This is a genomic window from Sorangium sp. So ce448 (assembly GCF_051520915.1).
GTDB lineage: Bacteria > Myxococcota_A > Polyangia > Polyangiales > Polyangiaceae > Sorangium > Sorangium cellulosum_B.
Genome location: NZ_CP150343.1, coordinates 5006584 through 5025081, shown reverse-complemented (window position 1 = coordinate 5025081; position 18498 = coordinate 5006584). Strand labels below are relative to the sequence as shown.

13 protein-coding genes are annotated in these 18498 nt (G+C 70.4%); 8 read left to right on the top strand and 5 right to left on the bottom strand.

Features of this window, described 5'->3' with window-relative positions:
- Nucleotides 1-93 precede the first annotated feature (93 nt).
- Both WMF45_RS18855 and WMF45_RS18850 read left to right on the top strand, forming a co-directional pair.
- Nucleotides 94-2517, top strand: coding sequence for a family 43 glycosylhydrolase (locus tag WMF45_RS18855; protein WP_437718264.1), 2424 nt, complete (start codon nt 94-96; stop codon nt 2515-2517).
- 421 nt (nt 2518-2938) lie between these two features.
- Nucleotides 2939-4102 (top strand): zinc-binding metallopeptidase family protein, encoded by a 1164-nt coding sequence (locus WMF45_RS18850; RefSeq protein ID WP_437718263.1) that lies wholly within the window; start codon nt 2939-2941, stop codon nt 4100-4102.
- A 36-nt stretch (nt 4103-4138) separates the two neighbouring features.
- Here the strand turns inward: WMF45_RS18850 and WMF45_RS18845 are convergent, their stop codons facing one another.
- A complete protein-coding gene (locus WMF45_RS18845; protein WP_437718262.1) occupies nt 4139-4957 on the bottom strand; it encodes a hypothetical protein in 819 nt (272 codons plus the stop codon).
- A gap of 526 nt (nt 4958-5483) precedes the next feature.
- Here WMF45_RS18845 and WMF45_RS18840 point away from each other — a divergent pair.
- Complete coding sequence (locus WMF45_RS18840) at nt 5484-6389, top strand: SGNH/GDSL hydrolase family protein (protein WP_437718261.1); 906 nt, start codon at nt 5484-5486, stop codon at nt 6387-6389.
- 44 nt (nt 6390-6433) lie between these two features.
- Here WMF45_RS18840 and WMF45_RS18835 read toward each other — a convergent pair whose 3' ends face one another.
- Nucleotides 6434-7576: an aromatic ring-hydroxylating oxygenase subunit alpha gene (locus WMF45_RS18835; RefSeq protein ID WP_437718260.1), complete on the bottom strand. Its 1143-nt coding sequence runs from the start codon at nt 7574-7576 to the stop codon at nt 6434-6436.
- A 113-nt stretch (nt 7577-7689) separates the two neighbouring features.
- Nucleotides 7690-8682: a latent transforming growth factor beta-binding protein gene (locus WMF45_RS18830; protein WP_437718259.1), complete on the bottom strand. Its 993-nt coding sequence runs from the start codon at nt 8680-8682 to the stop codon at nt 7690-7692.
- 819 nt (nt 8683-9501) lie between these two features.
- On the opposite strand from WMF45_RS18830, the gene WMF45_RS18825 reads away from it, so the two are divergent.
- The gene (locus tag WMF45_RS18825) at nt 9502-11292 is read left to right on the top strand and encodes a hypothetical protein (protein WP_437718258.1); all 1791 of its coding nucleotides are present in this window, start codon (nt 9502-9504) and stop codon (nt 11290-11292) included.
- Nucleotides 11293-11500: 208 nt separating this feature from the next.
- On the opposite strand, the gene WMF45_RS18820 is transcribed toward WMF45_RS18825, so the two are convergent.
- Both WMF45_RS18820 and WMF45_RS18815 read right to left on the bottom strand, forming a co-directional pair.
- On the bottom strand, nt 11501-12796 hold the full coding sequence (locus WMF45_RS18820) for a sialate O-acetylesterase (RefSeq protein ID WP_437718257.1): 1296 nt from the start codon (nt 12794-12796) through the stop codon (nt 11501-11503).
- A 109-nt stretch (nt 12797-12905) separates the two neighbouring features.
- Nucleotides 12906-13580 (bottom strand): universal stress protein, encoded by a 675-nt coding sequence (locus tag WMF45_RS18815; protein ID WP_437718256.1) that lies wholly within the window; start codon nt 13578-13580, stop codon nt 12906-12908.
- 418 nt (nt 13581-13998) lie between these two features.
- Here WMF45_RS18815 and WMF45_RS18810 point away from each other — a divergent pair, with 418 nt between their 5' ends.
- The 4 genes from WMF45_RS18810 (at nt 13999) to WMF45_RS18795 (ending at nt 18496) form a co-directional block, all read left to right on the top strand.
- Entirely contained in the window at nt 13999-14790 is a 792-nt protein-coding gene (locus tag WMF45_RS18810) for a CBS domain-containing protein (protein ID WP_437718255.1), read from the top strand.
- Nucleotides 14791-14883: 93 nt separating this feature from the next.
- Nucleotides 14884-15294 carry a CBS domain-containing protein gene (locus WMF45_RS18805; RefSeq protein ID WP_437718254.1) on the top strand — a complete coding sequence of 137 codons (411 nt, stop codon included), beginning with the start codon at nt 14884-14886 and terminating at the stop codon, nt 15292-15294.
- Nucleotides 15295-15397: 103 nt separating this feature from the next.
- A complete protein-coding gene (locus WMF45_RS18800; protein WP_437718253.1) occupies nt 15398-16735 on the top strand; it encodes an acetyl-CoA hydrolase/transferase family protein in 1338 nt (445 codons plus the stop codon).
- A 27-nt stretch (nt 16736-16762) separates the two neighbouring features.
- Entirely contained in the window at nt 16763-18496 is a 1734-nt protein-coding gene (locus WMF45_RS18795) for an acyl-CoA carboxylase subunit beta (protein ID WP_437718252.1), read from the top strand.
- The last annotated feature ends 2 nt before the right edge of the window (nt 18497-18498 follow it).

Sequence of the window (18498 nt, the reverse complement as noted above, 5' to 3'; positions counted from 1 at the left end):
GTGGCTCCGATAGGCACTTTCGTGCCTATTCACTGATCATTTCGGAAGCCCCCGGGAATTCAAGGGTCCACAACAAGGAACTGAGAGGTCATCGTGCGCTCTTATGCAGCAGGGATTGTCACTTTCGTTGGATTGATCGCGATCGGGTGCGGCTCGGACGAGCCCAATCCGAGCCCGGCGGGATCTAGCACCTCGTCCGGACCCACCTCGACAAGCTCCTCAAGTCAGGGCGGATCGGGAGGTGGAACCGGCGGCGACGGCGGCGACGGCGGCGGCGACGGCGGCTCGGGCGGCGCGGGTGGATCTCCGAACGCCGGCGGCGGTGGGGCGGGCGGCGACGGCGACGCGGCCTTCGAGGTGACGACCTACCAGAACCCCGTTCTGCCCGGTGATCACCCGGACATGAACATTTACCGTGAAGGCGACACCTTCTACCTGGTCGGGTCGAACTTCCACATGATGCCCGCCTTCGAGATCCTGCGCTCGAAGGATCTCCTTCACTGGGAGCGCATGAACCGGGTGGTCCACTCCACCGCTCCCGCGCTGGAGGCGCAGCTCGGCCCGGGCCAGGGCACCTGGGGCGGCTTCATCGTCAAGGCCGGCGATGTGTACCGGGTCTATTACTCCATCGGGGCCACCCAGCATTTCTCCTCGGCGCCGAGCCTCGAGGGCCCGTGGTCAGAGCCCACCAAGGTCGACATCTTCCCCTACACGCCGCCCGGCAGCGAGACCTCGTACGAACGAGGGACCGGCTCCGACAATTCCGTGTTCGTCGATCCCGACAGCGGCAAGACGTACATGATCATCAAGAACGGTCTGTGCAAATGGGACGCGGAGCACCCCAACGACTTCGGCATCAACCTGGTCACGGAGATCGATCCCAAGACCGGGATGCTGCTGCCCGAGTCGAGCATCGACATGAGCTTCATCAACTGGGATCAGGAGACCGGCGGCTGCGGCGACTTCACGAATCCTGACTGGAGCAAGTGGGCCGAGGGGCCGACGATGGCCAAGCGCGGCGACTGGTACTACTACTTCGTCTCGACGCACACGGCCTGCGGCGGCCAGCTGCACGCCTGGGCGTCGAAGAAGCTTGTCGGCAGCACCGCCGAGGACTGGACGTGGCTCGGCTATGTCCTCACCGGCGAGGAGCCGTACGCCGGCGTCCAGCACACCACGTCGCCGATCGCGCTGGAGGACGGCTCGTGGTGGGCCTTTGCCCACTCGTACGACTGCAGCAACGTGGGCACCGACGACACAAAGACCTCGAAGAACGGCGACTGGCAGGGGCTTGGCCGCGAGGGGCTGCTGCTGGAGGTGACCTGGGTCGACCAGGAGGTGAACGGGAAGACGATCCCGGTCCCGCACTACCCGACCAAGAAGGGCGATCTGTCCGCGCCCAAGCTGCCGCAGAGCGGCGTGCCCTTCCTGCTGCCCGTGAACGACGATTTCTCGTCGGCCACGATCGACGCCGCGTGGACCACCTACGGCCCGTCGGAGGACAGGTACTCGGTGGTGGATCGCCCGGGGTGGCTGCGGATCACGCCGGGTACCGGAGAGACCACGTGGGTCGTCCAGAAGGACGCGCTGCACTCGAGCAGCATGGTCGCGAAGGTCGAGTTCACGCCCGCGGCCGACGGGGACGCGGCCGGCATCCGCGTGGGCAACGGCTACTGGCAGGACGAGCAGGTGCTCTCCTGCCCGACGTGGATGAACGACGGCGAGAAGTTCAGGCTCCCCGCCATCATGGACGTCTCGGTGGCGCGGGTCATGGAGGGCGAGGAAGACAGGATCCGCTTCTCCTTCCGGTCGCGCTCGGTGCAGGCCCCGGCCGAGGCGGGGGCTGCGTACACCGAGCTTGCCGAGCCGGTCGTTGTGGGCGCGTCGGTCCCCGCACCCGCCGGGAAAGCGGTCTGGCTGAAGCTGGTCCGCTCCGAGCACAAGGCCACGGGCTGGTTCAGCACGGATGGAGTCGAATGGACCCAGGTAGGCTCCGAGATCGACGTCTCCACGCTCGACGGGTTCTATGCTATGGCGCACACCTGGATTGGCAACCAGGCCGGCATGTTCGCGACCAACAGCCGTGCCTACTTCGACCTGTTCACCTACCGTGACGGATTCACCCCGATCCCGGCCGCGGAGGCGGACCAGCAGTCCGGCGCCCAGGTCGTGTCGAGCACGTCGGCGGGACCGGTGCTCGGCGATCTGGAGAACGGCGACTGGGCCATGTTCGGGAGCGTCGACCTCGGCAGCGGGGGTGTAAAGTCGAAGGCGATCGCGCTGGAGGCCTCGAGCGCCGGGGCCGGCGGCACCGTGGAGGTCTGGATCGATCCGCTGGCGGGCGGCTCGATGATCGGCACCTGCGCCCTCCCCGGCACCGACGGCTGGGAGAAGTGGACGACGACGACGTGCAACGTGGCGCCCACGTCGGGCACGCACGAGGTCTACTTGAAGGTGAAGGGCGGCCAGGGCGAGCTCGTGCGCCTCGCATCGCTGCGCTTCGTGCCCACCAACTGACCTGCCCGCCACGGGTGGCAAAGCCGCCGGCGGAGTCGCCGGCGGCCGCCCCCTTCCCGGCCGGCCTGACGGCCGCGAGCAGCGAGGAAGCTGCCGCTCGACCTGAACCTCCAAGAAGTGTGGCGCGGCCCCGTACGCCCGCAGGAGCCGGCGCGCTCGGGGCCGACGGGCCTCCCGCTCTCGCCGTGCCAGGCGTGATCAGAAGTTCCGGAGAGGCGGGGGTCGATTCCCAACCTGGGTCGGCGCTCAAGCTGGGTCGGGTCGCGGGCATTCTTGCCACACCGAGACACTTCGCGACGTCCGTCCACGGCGCGTCGGGTCCCGCCCGTGTCGCGAGCGCCGAGCCACAGGCCCGGCATATAAATTGCGACCCTTGCGAACGTGAGCTGAGGCCGACACGATCGAGGCCGCTCAACCCACCATGACCAATCGCTTTGACAGTCTGATCGCGCGCCTGCGCAGCGCATGGAAGCGGACCAAGCAGCCGACCGCCCCGCGCGCTTACCGATGCCAGTGTGAAAGGCCGGTGTTCTTCCGCAACAGCGAATGCCTCGCCTGCAAGACGCCGCTCGGCTACGAGCCCGATCGCGCCCAGGTCCTGCCGCTCAAGGCCGGCCCGACCGAGGGTACGTGGCAGATCTGGCACGACGCGGCGGACGCGCCGCAGCTCTACAGGCGTTGCGGCAACTTCGACCTGGCGTCGGGCTGCAACTGGCTGATACCGGCGGCGGCGGAGGCGCCCGCGCTCTGCGCCGCGTGCCGGCTGAACCGCACCATTCCCGATCTCTCCATCGCCGACCACCAGGCGCTGTGGCGGCTGCTCGAGACGGCCAAACGGCGGCTCGTGTCGCAGCTCCTGGCGCTGAACCTGCCGGTGAAGTCCAAGATCGGCGAAGATCCGGAGCGCGGCCTCTGCTTCGACTTCCTCGCCTCGCCGCCCGACGGGCCCAGGGTGATGACCGGCCACGCCGACGGCGTGATCACGCTGAACATCGAGGAGGCGGACGACGCCACGCGCGAGCGCACCCGCGCCGCGATGCGCGAGCCCTACCGCACGCTGCTCGGGCATTTCCGGCACGAGGTCGGCCACTATTACTGGGACCGCCTGGTGAAGGACACAGGGTGGCTGGGGCCCTTCCGGCAGCTGTTCGGCGACGAGCAGCAGGACTACGCCGCCGCGCTGAAGGCCAACTACGAGCAGGGGCCGCCGGCGGACTGGCCCGAGCGCTTCGTCAGCGCCTACGCCAGCATGCACCCGTGGGAAGACTGGGCGGAGACCTGGGCCCACTATCTCCACATGGTCGACACCGTAGACACGGCCCTCAGCTTCGGCATCGACGCCGATGATGTGGAGCTCGACGTCGAGCCATGGGGCGCGGACGCGCTGTGGCGGCCGGACGACCGAGGGGCCGAGACCTTCCTGGGCTTCTTGAACGCCTGGGTGGAGCTGACGGCCGTGCTCAACGAGATGTCGCGCAGCATGGGCCAGCATGACTTTTACCCGTTCGTGCTGCCGCGCCCCGCCGTGGCGAAGCTGCAGTTCATCCACCTCGTGGTGAACGGGGCCTCGCCGGCGGTGCGGTAGCCGGCGGAGCACGCACGAAAGGGCGCTCGCCCGCGCCTACCGCCCGTACAGGCGCTGGAGCTGCTTCATGAACTCCGGCTTGAACACGCCGTCCACGCGGATCGAGTACCGGAAGAACGGGTCCGGCTCGACCCCGTGGTAATCCATGTCGTTGAACCAGTAGACGGGCGCACGGACGACCGTGCGCTCCTCCCCTGCCCTGTCGCAGACATAGAACCGCTTGTCGCCGCGCGGGTCGAACGAGATGGACTGCGCCGGGCCGATCGCGCTTCCCGGCTCGGTGTCCCGGTGCGCGGGCGCGTGATCGTTCGCCTCGAGGCCGAAGATCACGCACCGCCCGATCTCGACGAACGGCAGGCCCCGGATGAAATCGACCGTCCGGGGGAACGTCGCCCTGGCCTCCGCCGAAAAGTCCTTGCCCGCGCCCGAGTGCTTGTCTTCCCAGCGATCGTTCTCGAGCAGATGATAGCAGACCTTCCAGGGGAAATAGACGCCGTAGCGGTACTTCAGATACAGCATCTGCGCGCGCGTGAGCGGGTGATCCGTCTCGTCTCCGAACGTGTACTCGCGCCGCCGGTCGGGATCGAAGGCGGACGGGTCGTCACCGAGCGCGATGAAGTCGCAGAACTCGTCGCGCGAGAAGCCCCCGATGACCTCCCCGTAATCCACGTACGGGTCGTCGCGCACCCAGGGCGCGACCACGCCCATCCATTTCAGGCTGCCGCCGGTGTACGAGGGCTCGACGCGGCAGAGGCCGCGCACGATCTCGCGATCGAGCTCGGGGAAGCACGCGGCGTCGATCAGCGGCGACAGGTCGATGTAGGGGCGGCCCCACAGGCCGCAGAGCTTGCTCATGCCGTCCTCGCTCCGAGCGGTACCCGCGCGCGACCATGCCGTCAAACGTGTGGGCGCCGTCCTCCACCAGGGCGCAGGTCGACGGGGCGTGGCCCGGCGCGCGGATCCCGCGCTGCCGGCGCGCGCAGATGGCGTGGTCCTCCCGGTTCACGGCGTCCCAGGAGGCGCCCACGTGGCCCGGATCGAAGCCTGGCGTGAACCAGCACGGGCGGGAAGCCGGGCTCGGGCGTGGAGCGCTCGGGACCGAACGCCTCGGGGGCCTCCCAGGAGGATGGGCCGTGGCGCAGACACCGAATTCGACTCTTGCCTGAATTGTTCAATCCACCAACACAATGTGAACGCTCACATCGAGGCATAGGCGAGTATGCCTATACATTGCGTCAGCCGGCTTGGGTACGACGTCGTGGCAGTCACCTGCATCGGGCGAACGCGGCCCCTTCGATGCATGGATGAATCGTCAATACACGGCAATGAATGGCTTTCGCCGCTTGAAACCTCGGCGCCAAGCGGACACTGGAGAAATAAAATGAGGTCGACACGTCCCTACGTCGCTACGAAACTGAGCGTTCTCGGTCTCCTGAGCATCGGCATCTGGGCCTGCGGTGAGGTCAATGACGGTGGTACGTCGTCGGCCGGCGGAGGCGCCCCTGACGAGACCACCTCCAGCAGCGCGGAGACCACGGCCACGGTCGGCACGGGCGGTGCGGCCACGACCGGCGCCGGAGGCGCGACAGCCGGGAGCACCTCGAGCAGCAGCAGCAGCAGCGCAAGCACCGCGGAGGCCAGCAGCTCGGCCAGCGGCGGAGAGACGGTCGGCACGGGCGGAGACCCGGCCGAGTGCGTCAAGGGCCAGACCAAGGGGAATCAAGTCGCGGTCATCGGAGAGTCGTTCATCGCCGCGACCCACGGCATCACGCAGCAGATCGAGAAGCAGGCCAAGGCGAGCGGCTCCCTCCCCCAGAGCGACCGCTATATCGACAACTCGGTCAGCGGCACGACGCTGGCCAACGATCAGATCCCCAGCCAGTACCGCAAAGCCGCGGAGAACGGCATGATCAAGTACGTGCTGATGGATGGGGGCGGGAACGACTGCTTGTTGAGAGGGGACGGCGACGCGGCCCTCGCTGCGGCGGAGTCGCTGTTCGAGACCATGGAGAAGGACAACGTCGAGAAGGTGGTCTACTTCTTCTATCCCGACCCCATCGGAAACAACTTCTCGTCGCTCAAGAGCTGCCTCGACACGCTCCGGCCGAAGATGAAGGCGCTGTGCGACGGGCTCACGTCGCCGAAGTGCTACTGGCTCGACCTTCGTCCGACCTGGAACGGACACAACGAGTATACGCAGGACGGGATCCACCCCACCTCTGCCGGTAGCATCGCCACCGGAGATGCAGTCTGGGAAGTGATGAAGGAGAACTGCGTCGCGCAGTAACGAGAGAACGGTCTACGGGCGACCCCGCCGGCCGCGGCGCTCGCTCATGCCGTCCCCGCGCGGAGCGCCGAGAGGTACCTGCGCGCGACCATGCCGTCGAAGGCGTGGACGCCGTCTTCCACCATGGCGTAGGTCGACGGCGTGTAGCCGGGCGCGCGGATCCCGCGCTGCTGCCGCTCGCAGATGGCGCGGTCTTCCCGGTTCACCGCGTCCCAGAAGGTGAACACGTCACCGGGGTCGAAGCCCTTCGTGAACGCCGCCGGGTGGAAGTACGTGTCGGCGATCACGAGCGTCCGGTCGGGCGCGCGCGGGGCGAGCCGGTACGTGAGCAGGTAGTCGGGCTGGAGGCTCGTGAGCAGGCCCGGAAACAGCATGGCGTCGCGCACGCGCCGCCGCTCCGCCTCGGGGACGATGAGCGGCCGCGCGCCGGGCGCCGCGCTCGTCGAGACGGTGTCGGCGCCGGGCGCGAGGTCCATGACGCCGCCGAGCCACGGGCCGCCCCGGCCCCAGGACACGGCGTTGTCGCACGGGGTCAGCCGCTCCAGCGCGGGGTGAACGCGCGGGAAGTGGTGAGACTCCTGGAAGTTCTCCACGCAGAGCTTCCAGTTCGCGGCGACCTCGTACTCCACCCGCCTGCCCCGCCGGAGCGAGCGCAGCCCGGGGCGCGAGAGCCAGGGAGGCGCCTCGCCGATCGCGCTCTCGAGCGGCGGCGCGCCGGGATCGAGCGTCACGAAGAGGAAGCCGAAGAGGGCGCCGGCGCGCGCCGGGAGGAGCCCGTGCGCGCCGCGGTCGAAGCCGGGCGGCGCGTGGGGCGCGGCGCGCAGCGCGCCGGAGAGCTCGTAGATCCAGCCGTGGTACGGGCACTCGAGGTGCGCGAGGCGACCGCACGGGCCGTCGACCAGCGTCGCCGCCCGGTGGCGGCAGACGTTGTGGAACGCGCGGATCTCCAGATCGGCGCCGCGGAGGACGACGACGCCCGCCGGCGTGAGGGGGGCGAGCAGCCACTCTCCCGGGCGGGCGATCTCGTCCTCGCGGCCGACGCAGAGCCAGGAGCGCCCGAAGATCTCGGCCTGCTCGAAGGCAAAGACGTCCTCGTCCCAGTACGCGCGCGCGGGCAGCGGCCGGGCGCTGGGGAGCGGCGCCAGCACCGCGTCGAGATCGGCGGGGGTGAGAGGGAGCTCCGGCAAGACGGGCGATGCTACCAGAACGAGGGCGCGGAGGGCGGCGCAGGCCGAGAGCCCGCGAACGGTTCGTCGATCAAGCAGGCTCATCCCCCCGCAGCGCTGGGATGAGCCACGGATCAGCACCCGCGGATGCTGGCGTTGCCGCACGAGTAATAACACTCATCGCAGTTCACGCATCTGTCGTAGGTGAGATAGAGCTCCGCGCCATCCGGAGTTCTGTCGATGCACGCGGTGAAGCAGGCGTCGTCCCCGTCCCTGCAGGTCACGGCGCACTGAGCGAACAGGATGCACTCGTCGTCGAGGAGGCACGCATCGAGCTCATCGGCGCAGCTCCCCTGGACCGCGCATCCGATGCACCCGCTCGTGTCGCTGCCGCACTCGTCGAGGTCGTCGCAGGCCAGGACGGCGTTGCAATCGGCGAGGTCCGTGCCCTCCTCGCAGAGACCGGTGCCTTCGGGCTCGTCGCACTCGCCGTTGTTCTTGGAATCGCACGGCTCGCTCGCCGCGCAGTCCGCGACGTCCGTGCCCTCCTCGCACTCGCCCGTGCCCTCGGGCTCGTCGCAGACGCCGTCCTGCACGCGGTCGCACGGCGCGAGCTTGCAGTCGTCGACGTCCGTGCCCTCCGGACAGCGGCCCGTGCCCTCGGGCTCGTCGCAGGTGCCGTCGCCGGTCGAGGGACAGGGAGAGAGGCAGTCGGCGGCGTCGGTCCCAGCCGGGCAGTCGCCGGTGCCCTGGGGCTCGTCGCAGATGCCATCACCCGCGCTGGGGCAGTGGTCCGTGGGATCGAGACAGCCCATCAGGGCCGCCTCATGGACGTCGCAGGCCTCCGCCTGGTGATGACCGTCCACGCACCGGCCCTCCAGCCGGACACAATCGATGTACGCCGTGTGCTCGTCCTGGCAGCGCTCCTCGGCTCGCTCGGCGGTGGCTTCCTCCTCGGCCTCGCACAGGCCCTCTTCGTCGCCAGAGCAGCCCTCGCAGGCGCAGCGGGCCTCGCAGACCGTCCCGTAGACCGGCTGTTCGGTCTTGCCACCATCGCTCCCCGAGCTGGCGCAGGCCGCGAATAGACCGGCGATGGCTGCTGTGATCATCACGTGTCGGACACGCATGGGGTCTCCTCATCCTCTGGCTGAAACGAGAGGTCGTCCGCTGAGGCGCAGGGCGCCGACGCGACGCGGCAAAGGCAAGACGACATGGCTGGCACTGGAAGCACCAGGGCACCCTTCACCTGCGCACACCGCGCTCGACCGCCTTTCGCTTCGGCTGTGACTGAAAAATTCAACTCAAAGAAAACGACTACCTATACCAGCCCCGGCGGCGGCCGGTCAATGATCGCAAGGCGACGCTGGGGCCGACAACGCGTCGCGAGGCGACGCTGGGGCCGACAGCGGGCGGGCAGCGGCCGCCGCTGCGCTCGTGGCGACAGGGGCGGAATGGCCAACGCTTCACCGAACTCAGGAGGTGCGCTCGATGCGCTCGGGCTTGCCAGCGAGCTGAGGAGCGGACGCCCGAAACCTCACGGACATCGGGAGGTGCACTCCGGCTCGGGAAGGTGCCGAGAAGAGAAACGCGCTGGTCGGCAAGGACGGCTCGCCGGACGGGTGCACCGGGTGAAAACGAGTGGAGAAGAGAGCGTCGCGACCTCCAAACCGCGCTTCACAAACGTTGAGCGGACGCGACAATCGCGCGCGCTCGGCCGTCGAAATGCTGCTTCGTTCGTCGTTGGCCCGGGGCGAGGATGAGCGCGGACGAGGTAGGATGCGGGCAGCGCGCGCGCCCTCCGCCCGAAAGCGCCGTGAAGGAGTAAAGAGGCGTTGGCATCCGCGCCGTTTCGACAGAAGATGCGTGCGCGCGGTTCGCGCTGCGGCTCCTCGCCCTCCGACGGCCGGCGCCGCGTCACTGGACCCCTACCGGCTGGAGAGCAGCGGATGAAGATGCGATCTTTGGTGTGTCTCTTCGTTCTTGGACTGATGACGACGGCGTGCGGCGACGACGACGCGACGATCATCGGGACCGGGGGCGGCGGGGGTGCGGGCGGCACCGGCGGCGAAGGCGCCACCTCGGCCAGCAGCACGTCAGGAGACGGCGGCAGCGATACGGGCGGCGGCGGTACCGGCGGTACCGGCGGCGACGGCGGCAGCGACACGGGCGGCGGCGGTGCGGGCGGCACCGGCGGTACCGGCGGTGGCACCGGCGGCGGCAACACGGGCGGCGGCGGTGCGGGCGGCGCCGGCGGCAACGGCGGCGGCGACACGGGCGGCGGCGGTGCGGGCGGCGGCACCACCTCGAGCTCGGCCTCATCGAGCAGCGCCTCGTCGACCTCGGCCGCGGCCACCACCGGCGCTGGCGGCGACGGCGGCGGCAGCGCCTCGTCGACCTCGGCCGTGGCCACCACCGGCGCTGGCGGCGACGGCGGCGGCAGCGCCTCTTCGACCTCGGCCGTGGCCACCACGGGCGCTGGCGGCGACGGCGGCGGCAGCGTCTCCTCCACGACCTCGGTCACCACGGGCGCCGGCGGCGACGGCGGCGGCAGCGTCTCCTCCACGACCTCGGTCACCACGGGCGCTGGCGGCGACGGCGGCGGCAGCGTCACCTCCACGACGGCGGTCACCACCACCGGCGCCGGCGGCGGCGAGCTCGGTGGCTCCGGCGCTGCCTGTACCACCGATGCGATGTGCGCCAGCGACATCTGCCTCGAGGAGGACGATACTGGCTGGCCTTCCGGCTACTGTACCGCCGCCTGTCTGTCGGACGACGACTGTGGCGACGGCGTCTGCACCCGGGTGGACCAGACACTCTCCATCTGCACGGCCGCGTGCGAGACGGACGCCGACTGCCGCGACGGCTATAGGTGCGACGACGGGGCCTGCTGGATGGGCTGCACCAGCGATGATCAGTGCACGGAGGTGGGCTCGTGCCACGAGGCGTCCGGCGGCTGCTACCTCCCGGACGGCAGCGCTTGCGAGACGGACGCCCAGTGCGGCGGCTACCTCTGCGCCACCGAGGCCGTCGACGGCTATCCGGGCGGCTTCTGCACGGGTGAGTGCGGGGATGACAGCGACTGCGACGGCGGCACCTGCATCGACGCAGGCTTCTGCCTCGTCGAGTGCGACACGGACGCCGACTGCCGCGACGGCTATGGGTGCGACCAGGGGCTCTGCGCGCCGGCCTGCACCAGCGACGCTCAGTGCACGGGCGAGGGTGCAACCTGCGTTGTGGAGGTGGGTCGCTGCGCCCCGCCGCCCGGCGAGGGCGCCGACGGTTCCCCTTGCACGGCGGACGCCGACTGCGCCGGCCTCTTCTGCGTCCTCGAGGAGTGGGACTGGCCCGGTGGCTACTGCTCGGGCTCCTGTGACGCGTCGAGTCCCTGCGCCGGCGGCGGGGTCTGCGCATCGGACGAGACCTGCAACAGCGCGTGCGAGACGGACACCGACTGCCGCGAGGGCTATCTGTGCACGCCGGAGGGCTGCCTCCCGGCGCCCCCCGATCGCGCCGACGGCGACGCTTGCACCGCCGACAGCCAGTGCCTCAGCGGCATGTGCTACGCCGGCTGGCCTGGCGGCTCCTGCACGGGCGACTGCGTGGCGGACACCGACTGCGCCGAGGGCGGCATCTGCGCCGCAGTGGACAACACCTGCAACCACGCGTGCGAGACGGACGCCGACTGCCGCGACGGCTATGAGTGCACGGCGGAGAACGGCTGCGTCCCGCAAGGATGACCTGATGACCGGCAGGCTCGCAGGCTGGTCCGTACGACCTGACGACGGACCCCTGCGGCTCCCCTGAAGCGATGAACCTCCGCGTCGCCGTGAGGCGACGACGAGGCCTCTCCCACGAAGCGCGGCGCGGCTGCTCCACCCTCCCTGGCGCGGCCGGCGCGCGCCCCCTCCCCGCTCCACCAGCTCTCCACGAGGCGCCGCTCGGCGCTCAGCCCTGCCCGTACCCGCGCGAGCGGCGGCGGCGCAGGCCCGCGAGCGCGACGAGCGCGAGCGCTGCCGCTGCCCCGGGGCCCTGGCCGGCGGCGGTCCGGCAGCCGCAGCCGCCGGCGCTCCCGGGCGCGACCCCGCCCGAGCTGGACGCGGCCTCGGCGCTGCCCGTCGCCGCCGCGCTCCCGCTCGACACGGCCGTGGCGCCGCTCCCCCCCTCGCCTGCGCTCCCGGCGCCGCCCGCCGTCGCCGTGCTCCCGCTCGATACGGCCGTGGCGCCACCTCCGGTCGCGCCGCCTCCCGTGGCGCCCCCTCCCCCTGCGGCCGCGCTCCCGGCGCTGCTCGCCGACGACGCGGTCGACGAGCCCTCCTCGCGGACGAGCGCGAGGTACGCCTCGGCGAAGCGCTCGCCGAGGAGCTGGTACGCGGCGGAGTCGAAGTGATACGCGTCGTCGGGCGCTCGCACGGTGAAGTCGTCCGTGTCGACCCATGCGGCCCGCGGGTCCTCCTCGGCCACGGTCACCTGCGCCGCGCGCACGGCGTCGATGTTCGCCTCCTTTCCGGCGGCGATGGGCCCGCCGTTCGCGGGGTAGAGGTTGTCGCTGACCCTGCCGAGCACGACCGGGAGCCCGGGGACGCCGAGGTCAGCGCGGATCGCCGCGATGAAGCCGCGCAGCGTGTCGCCGTAGGAGAACGCGGCCGACCACCCCGCCTCGTTCTCGCCCTGCATCCAGACGAGCGCGGCGATCTCGTACGGGTGCCCCTCCGACTCGAGCCTCGCCAGGGCGCCGTCGAGCCGCGTCACCTCCTCGGGATAACGGAGGGCGCGGTCGCCCTCGTACGTCGCGGAGTCCAGCTTGCCGAGCAGCGCGTGGTAGAGCTGCGATTTGTAGAGCACCTCGGGATCCGGCGCGAGGCCGCGCCCCCAGTGTTCGACGAGGTTGGTGCCCCCCTGCGCCATCTTCACGATCGCGATCCGGTGCTCCGGGTACGCCGCGGCGATCGCGCGGCCGAACGTGATCTCGGGCCCGTAGCGGCGGGCTTCGCCCTTCGGCTCGAGCGGCCCCCAGTCGGCGCTCGTCGCCGCGGCGTACGGCCCTCCCTCGCGCGCGTCCGGGTTGTAGTGGTCGTACCAGACGTCCGGCTGGCTCTGGAGCTCGACCGGGAGCTGGCGGCCCACGCCGTAGCCGACCATGTTCGACTGGCCCGCGAGGACGAACACCTTCACCGGCTGCGCGATCGCGGACGCGGAGAGGGAGAAGACGAAAGCCGCCAGGGCGACGCAAGACCGCTTCATGGCGCTGTGTATCCCCTGCGCGCGGTGAAACGTCAACGAACGTCGACGAACGTCGACGCGGCGGGATCGCGATCGACCGGAGGGGCGGCCCGTCGAGCTCGCCGCGCGATCACGTCGCTTCGGGCGTCGACTGGTAAGCCGCGCTCGACGCCGCGTACACCCCGTTGGTCGCATACGAGTAGCGGTGCGGCCGGACGTGGTGCTCCGAGTGGCGCGCGCACCAGAGCGCTGCGCCGCCCGTCTCTTGCCGGTGCCTCACGCACTCCGGGCAGGGCGGCTCGATCTCGGGGACCCGGCCGGCGGTCGCGTGATCCTTCGGCCGGACGATCCACACCGGGCAGCGCGCGAGCCGGGAGACGCGCTCGGCGACCGAGCCGAGGAGCAGCCGTTCGAGCCCGCGGTAGCCGTGCGAGCCGACGACCACGAGGTCGGCGTCCAGGTCGGCGGCGAGCTGCGCGATGTTCTCGGCCGCATCCCCGCGGCGGAAGTGCACGACGACGCGCTTCAGCCGCCCCCCGTCGAGCTTGTCGCCCATGGCGCTCACGCGCTCGCTCGCGCGCTGCTGGAGCTGCTGGAGCGCCACCTCGGGCTTGGTGGCCACCATGGGCGCCCGCGAGAGCCCGACGCCGACCCAGCTCTCGGGCTCGACGTAGACCCCGTGCACCTCGGCGTTCTCGCGACAGCAAGCGGACTCGAGCGCCTGATCAAGCGCACGGTTGCTCGGCTCCGAGAAGTCGATCCCGACGACGACGATGAACCGATTCGTTGCGTTTGCGCTCGACATGACAGCCTCCTCAGCCTCCATGCGAGGCCCGACCAGCGGTCGCCTCGCTCTGCCCATCCACCCATCTGCTCGTCTGCCCTCTGCCACTCAGCACGCCGCATGCCAGGCGTCCCGGGCGCCGGAGAGGAGGGTTTCGCGCGCGCCGGCTCCCTCGCGCGAGCGGGGCTCTTCCCGCGCGCTGGACGCGTCGCGCGGGCCGGGAGCGAGCTCCTCGGGCCGCGAGCGCCGTGGGCGGGCGCCTCGCGAGGCGGCCCGCAGCCGTTTGCGCCACGGCGCAAACGGCGCGCGGAGGCGCAGAAGCGACCGCGGCGCACCAGGGCCGCCGCCGCGCGCCGGGGATCTGGCGTGCGTGGCACGAACGGTGCTCATCCCACGGCGCACCTCGAGCGAAGGACGCAGAGGCGAACGGGAGACGACGATGACAACCCTTGGACCTACCGGCGGAGAGCACCAGCTCCGGCACCACACGATCCGCAGCGCACGCATCGTTGGAGACGACGGCGAGGAATCGGTCGTGGCGACCGTCTACTGTCCGGTGCGGGAGCGTTCGATGGCGGCGCGCGAGTGCGAGTCGTGCAGTCGCTTCCATGCGCTGCACTTCGACAAGAGCTCGCGCACGACGTCGGTCGTCTGCCACGCCAGCCACGCGGCGCCGGGCCCGGAGGAAGCGGCTCCGCTGCGCAGCGTGGGCGCCGACGTGGCCGTGAATCCGGAGGCGCCGCTCGCGGAGATCATGACCAAGGACGTCATCTGCATCCGATCGGAGGTCTCCCTCGACGACATCACCGCCCTGCTCGTCCGCCACGAGATCAGCGGGATGCCGGTCGTGGACGCGATGGGCAAGCCGGTCGGCATGGTGTCGCGGGCCGACGTGCTCCGCGCGGCAGAGGAGCGCGGCGACACCGAGGAGTCGCGGCGGGTGGCCTCGCGGTCGGACGAGGTCGCGCCGATCGAGATGAATCAGGGCTTCCATGTCTACGAGCCCGTCAGGGTCACCGCGCGCGACGTGATGACGCCCGTCGTTGTGCAGCTGCACGAGAGCGCCAGCATCCGGCAGGCCGCGTCGCTCATGGCCTACGAGGGCGTGCACCGGCTGCCTGTCGTCGCGGACGACGGCAAGGTCGTCGGCATCGTGTCGTCGCTCGACGTGCTGCGGTGGTTCGGGCGGTGCTGCGGGTACCTGATCCCGTCGGCGCGCAAGCGGGCCTGAGGAGAGGTCGTGGAAAACCGAGCTTGATCGAAGGGCGCCGGTTCGATCAGCTCGACTCGATCGTCGCGGACGTCCAGCGCCAGGGGAGGCACGATGAGCTCTTCCACCATTCGCATCCAGGACTGCATGACCCGGAGCCCCCACTCGATCGGCGCCGATCAGAAGGTCGGGCTCGCCCGCGCGCTCATGCGCGGACATCGCATCCGGCACCTGCCGGTGCTGAGCGGCGGCCGGCTGGTCGGCATCCTCTCCGAGCGGGACATCTACTGGATAGAGACGCTCAAGGAGCGAGAGGGAGACGATCTGCTCGTCAGCGAGGCCATGTCGCCGTGCCCCTACGCCGTCGCGCCGAGCGCCCCGCTCTCCGAGGTGGTCCGCGAGATGGCCGAGCACAAGTACGGATCGGCGGTGGTGCTGAGCGGCGCGCAGGTCGTCGGCGTCTTCACGACGACCGACGCGCTGGCCGTGCTGGCCGCCCTGCTCACCGAGAGAGAGATCGCCTGACCCGAGGCGCGACCCGCGTGACGGCGCGGCCGGCCATCGCCCGCCCCGACGCCGGCAAACACGCTCCGTTCATCCACCCGAGAACACCGGAAGAAGGCACACGATGCAGCAGACGATCACGGACTGGCGATCGCGCTTCGGCGACAAGATCAAGACGGCCGAGGAGGCCATCCGCGCGATCCCCGCGGGGCGGCGCATCCTCGTCGGCTCGGGCGCCGCGGAGCCGACCGATCTCGTGAACGCCATGGTGGAGTCCGGCGACCACCTCGCCGGCAACGAGATCGTCCACCTGATGACCGAGGGCCCCGCGCCGTATGTTCGCCCCGGCCTCGAGCGGCGGTTCCGTCACACGGCCTTCTTCATCGGCCAGAACGTCCGCGAGGCGATCCACGAGGGGCGCGCCGACTTCATGCCGGTCTTCCTCTCCGAGATCCCGAGCCTGATCCTCTCGGGCCGGGTGGGCATCGACGTGGCCCTCATCCAGGTGAGCCCCCCGGACGCCCACGGCTTCGTCAGCCTCGGCGTCTCCGTCGATATCGTCCGCGCCGCCGTCGACTCGGCGGCTCTGATCCTCGCCGAGGTCAACCCGCGGATGCCCCGCACCCACGGAGACTCGTTCTTGCACGTGGATCGGATAACCCACCTCGTCCCGGTGGACCGCGAGCTCCCCGAGCGCGCGATCGAGCCGCTCGACGACGTCGACCTCGCCATCGGCCGCAACGTGGCGACGCTCGTGCCCGACGGCGCGACGCTCCAGACCGGCATCGGCAAGATCCCGAACGCCGTCCTCGCCGCCCTGGGAGGCAGGAGCGACCTCGGCGTGCACACCGAGATGCTCTCCGACGGCGTGATGGCTCTCGTCCAGCGCGGCGTCATCACGAACCGCAGGAAGACCCTCCTGCCGGGGAAGCTCGTGACCTCGTTCCTCCTCGGCAGCCGCGCCCTCTACGCCTGGGCCCACGAAAACCCCGTCATCGAGATGCGCGGGTCCGCCTTCACCAACGATCCGCTGACGATCGCGAGGAACGACAGGATGATCGCGATCAACGCGGCCCTCGCCGTCGATCTGACGGGCCAGGTCGCCGCCGACACGCTGATGGGCCGCTTCTTCTCCGGGATCGGGGGGCAGGTCGACTTCATCCGGGGCGCGGCGCGAAGCGCCGGCGGCAAGCCGATCATCGCGCTCCGGTCCACCGCGAAGGACGGCACGATCAGCCGGATCCAGCCGGCGTTCGAGCAGGGCGCCGGCATCGTGACGAGCCGCGGGGACGTGCACTACGTGGTGACGGAGCACGGCGTCGCCGATCTCTGGGGCCGGAACATCCGGGAGCGCGCGCTGGCGCTCATCGAGATCGCCCACCCCGATCACCGCGCCGACCTGCTCGCCGCGGCCAAGCAGCGCCGCTATGTGTTCGGCGATCATGTCCTCTCGCGCGGATGACCATGATATAGAGCGCCTCGCCCGTCCATGAGCCCTCTTGATCACAACGATGTCGCCGTGAATCCCTCCGCCCTCGTGCCCTCGCTCGACGATCCGCTCGACGAGGGTGCCTCGGCGCCGGCCGCGCCTGCATCGGCGTACGACGCGGCGCTCCGGGAGGCCGAGGAGCTCCGCAGGCGCCCCTATGTCTCCGCAGGCCCGGAGAGCATCATCCGGCAGCACAGCAAAGGCCGGATGACGATCTGGGAGCGCATCCGGGTGCTCACGCCCGAGCCGCCGCGGGTCGTCTTCGAGAACTGGGGGCCCAACCTGGACGGCGCCTCGCTGGTCACCGCGATCCTGCGCATCGGCAGCCGCGACGTGGCGCTGTACGGCCACGATTTCACGATCCGCGCCGGGTCGATGGACGCGACGAACGGCCGCAAGCTCGCGCGGCTGTTCCAGCTCGCGGGAGAGCGGGGCATCCCGCTCATCGGCCTCAACGACAGCGCCGGCGCCTACGTGCCCGCGGGCGTCGGAGGGCTCGACGGCTACGCCGAGGCGTTCGCGGCGCTGCGCAAGATCAGCGGTGTGGTCCCGAGCATCATGTGCATGTTCGGGTTCAACGCGGGCGGCGGCTCCTACCTGCCGCGGCAGGGCAGCTTCGTCATCCAGCCGGGCGGCACCTTCTTCGGCCTGACCGGGGCGGCGGTCGTCAAGTCGGTCCTCGGCGAGGTGGTCTCGCCCGACGACCTCGGCGGCCCGCGCGTCCACGGCGCCTCGGGGGTGGCCGATCTCACGGTGCCAGACGAGGTGGGCGCGCTGCGCACCACCGTCCGGCTGCTCGGTTACCTGCCGAGCAACAACCGCGAGAGCGCGCCTTTCCAGCGGACGAGCGATCCGGTGGGCCGGGAGACGACCGAGATCGACACGCTCCTCCGGAGGACGATCTCGTCGCCGACGGGCTACAACACGCCGCTCGATATCAACATCATCATCCAGCGCATCTGCGATCACGGCGACTACTTCGAGGTGCAGCCGCAGCGCGCGCGCAACACGATCACCGCGTTCGGGCGGGTCGGCGGGCGCGTCGTCGGCTTCGTGGCGAACAACAGCGCTGTCGCGTCCGGTCAGATCGACGTGGCGGCCGCTTACAAGAACGCGCGCTTCATCCGCTTCTGCAACCTCTACAACATCCCGCTGCTCTTCATGGAGGACACCACAGGGTTCCTCCCGGGCAGGGAGCAAGAGGCGATGGGCATCGTGCAGGCCGGCCGGGCCATGCTCGACGCGATCATCGACGTGCGCACCCCGCGCATCCTGCTGCTCGTGCGCAACGCGTTCGGCGGCGCCTATGCCTCGTTCAACAACTACGCGACGGGCGCGGACGTCGTGCTCGCGCTCCCCACGACGCGCGTCGCCGTGATGGGCCCCGCCGGCAAGGAGTTCGTCTACAAGGACGAGCTCCGCAAGGTGCGCGCGCAGGCGAGCGCCAGGGAGAAGGCCGGCGTCAAGGAGCGGCTCGCCCGCGGCCTCGACGAGGCCAAGGCGAAGGCGGAGGCCCGCGACGAGGCCGCGGCGTGGCTGAAGGCGAGAGAGGCCGAGTTCAGCGCGCGGTACGAGCGGGAGCTCATGAACCCGCGCGAGGGGCTCAGCCTGGGCTCCATCTCGCGGCTCGTGATGCCGCGCGAGCTCCGCTCGGTGATCGCAGAGAACCTCGAGTTCCTGCTGCGGCACTACCAGCCAGGGCCGTTCACCGGTGTTCAGCGGGAGTTCCATTGATC

Coding starts and splice junctions, on each gene's coding strand:
- WMF45_RS18850 (WP_437718263.1), top strand. CDS start 2,939: ATGACCAATCGCTTTGACAGTCTGATCGCGCGCCTGCGCAGCGCATGG.
- WMF45_RS18845 (WP_437718262.1), bottom strand. CDS start 4,957: ATGAGCAAGCTCTGCGGCCTGTGGGGCCGCCCCTACATCGACCTGTCG.
- WMF45_RS18840 (WP_437718261.1), top strand. CDS start 5,484: ATGAGGTCGACACGTCCCTACGTCGCTACGAAACTGAGCGTTCTCGGT.
- WMF45_RS18830 (WP_437718259.1), bottom strand. CDS start 8,682: ATGCGTGTCCGACACGTGATGATCACAGCAGCCATCGCCGGTCTATTC.
- WMF45_RS18825 (WP_437718258.1), top strand. CDS start 9,502: ATGAAGATGCGATCTTTGGTGTGTCTCTTCGTTCTTGGACTGATGACG.
- WMF45_RS18820 (WP_437718257.1), bottom strand. CDS start 12,796: ATGAAGCGGTCTTGCGTCGCCCTGGCGGCTTTCGTCTTCTCCCTCTCC.
- WMF45_RS18815 (WP_437718256.1), bottom strand. CDS start 13,580: ATGTCGAGCGCAAACGCAACGAATCGGTTCATCGTCGTCGTCGGGATC.
- WMF45_RS18810 (WP_437718255.1), top strand. CDS start 13,999: ATGACAACCCTTGGACCTACCGGCGGAGAGCACCAGCTCCGGCACCAC.
- WMF45_RS18805 (WP_437718254.1), top strand. CDS start 14,884: ATGAGCTCTTCCACCATTCGCATCCAGGACTGCATGACCCGGAGCCCC.
- WMF45_RS18800 (WP_437718253.1), top strand. CDS start 15,398: ATGCAGCAGACGATCACGGACTGGCGATCGCGCTTCGGCGACAAGATC.
- WMF45_RS18795 (WP_437718252.1), top strand. CDS start 16,763: ATGAGCCCTCTTGATCACAACGATGTCGCCGTGAATCCCTCCGCCCTC.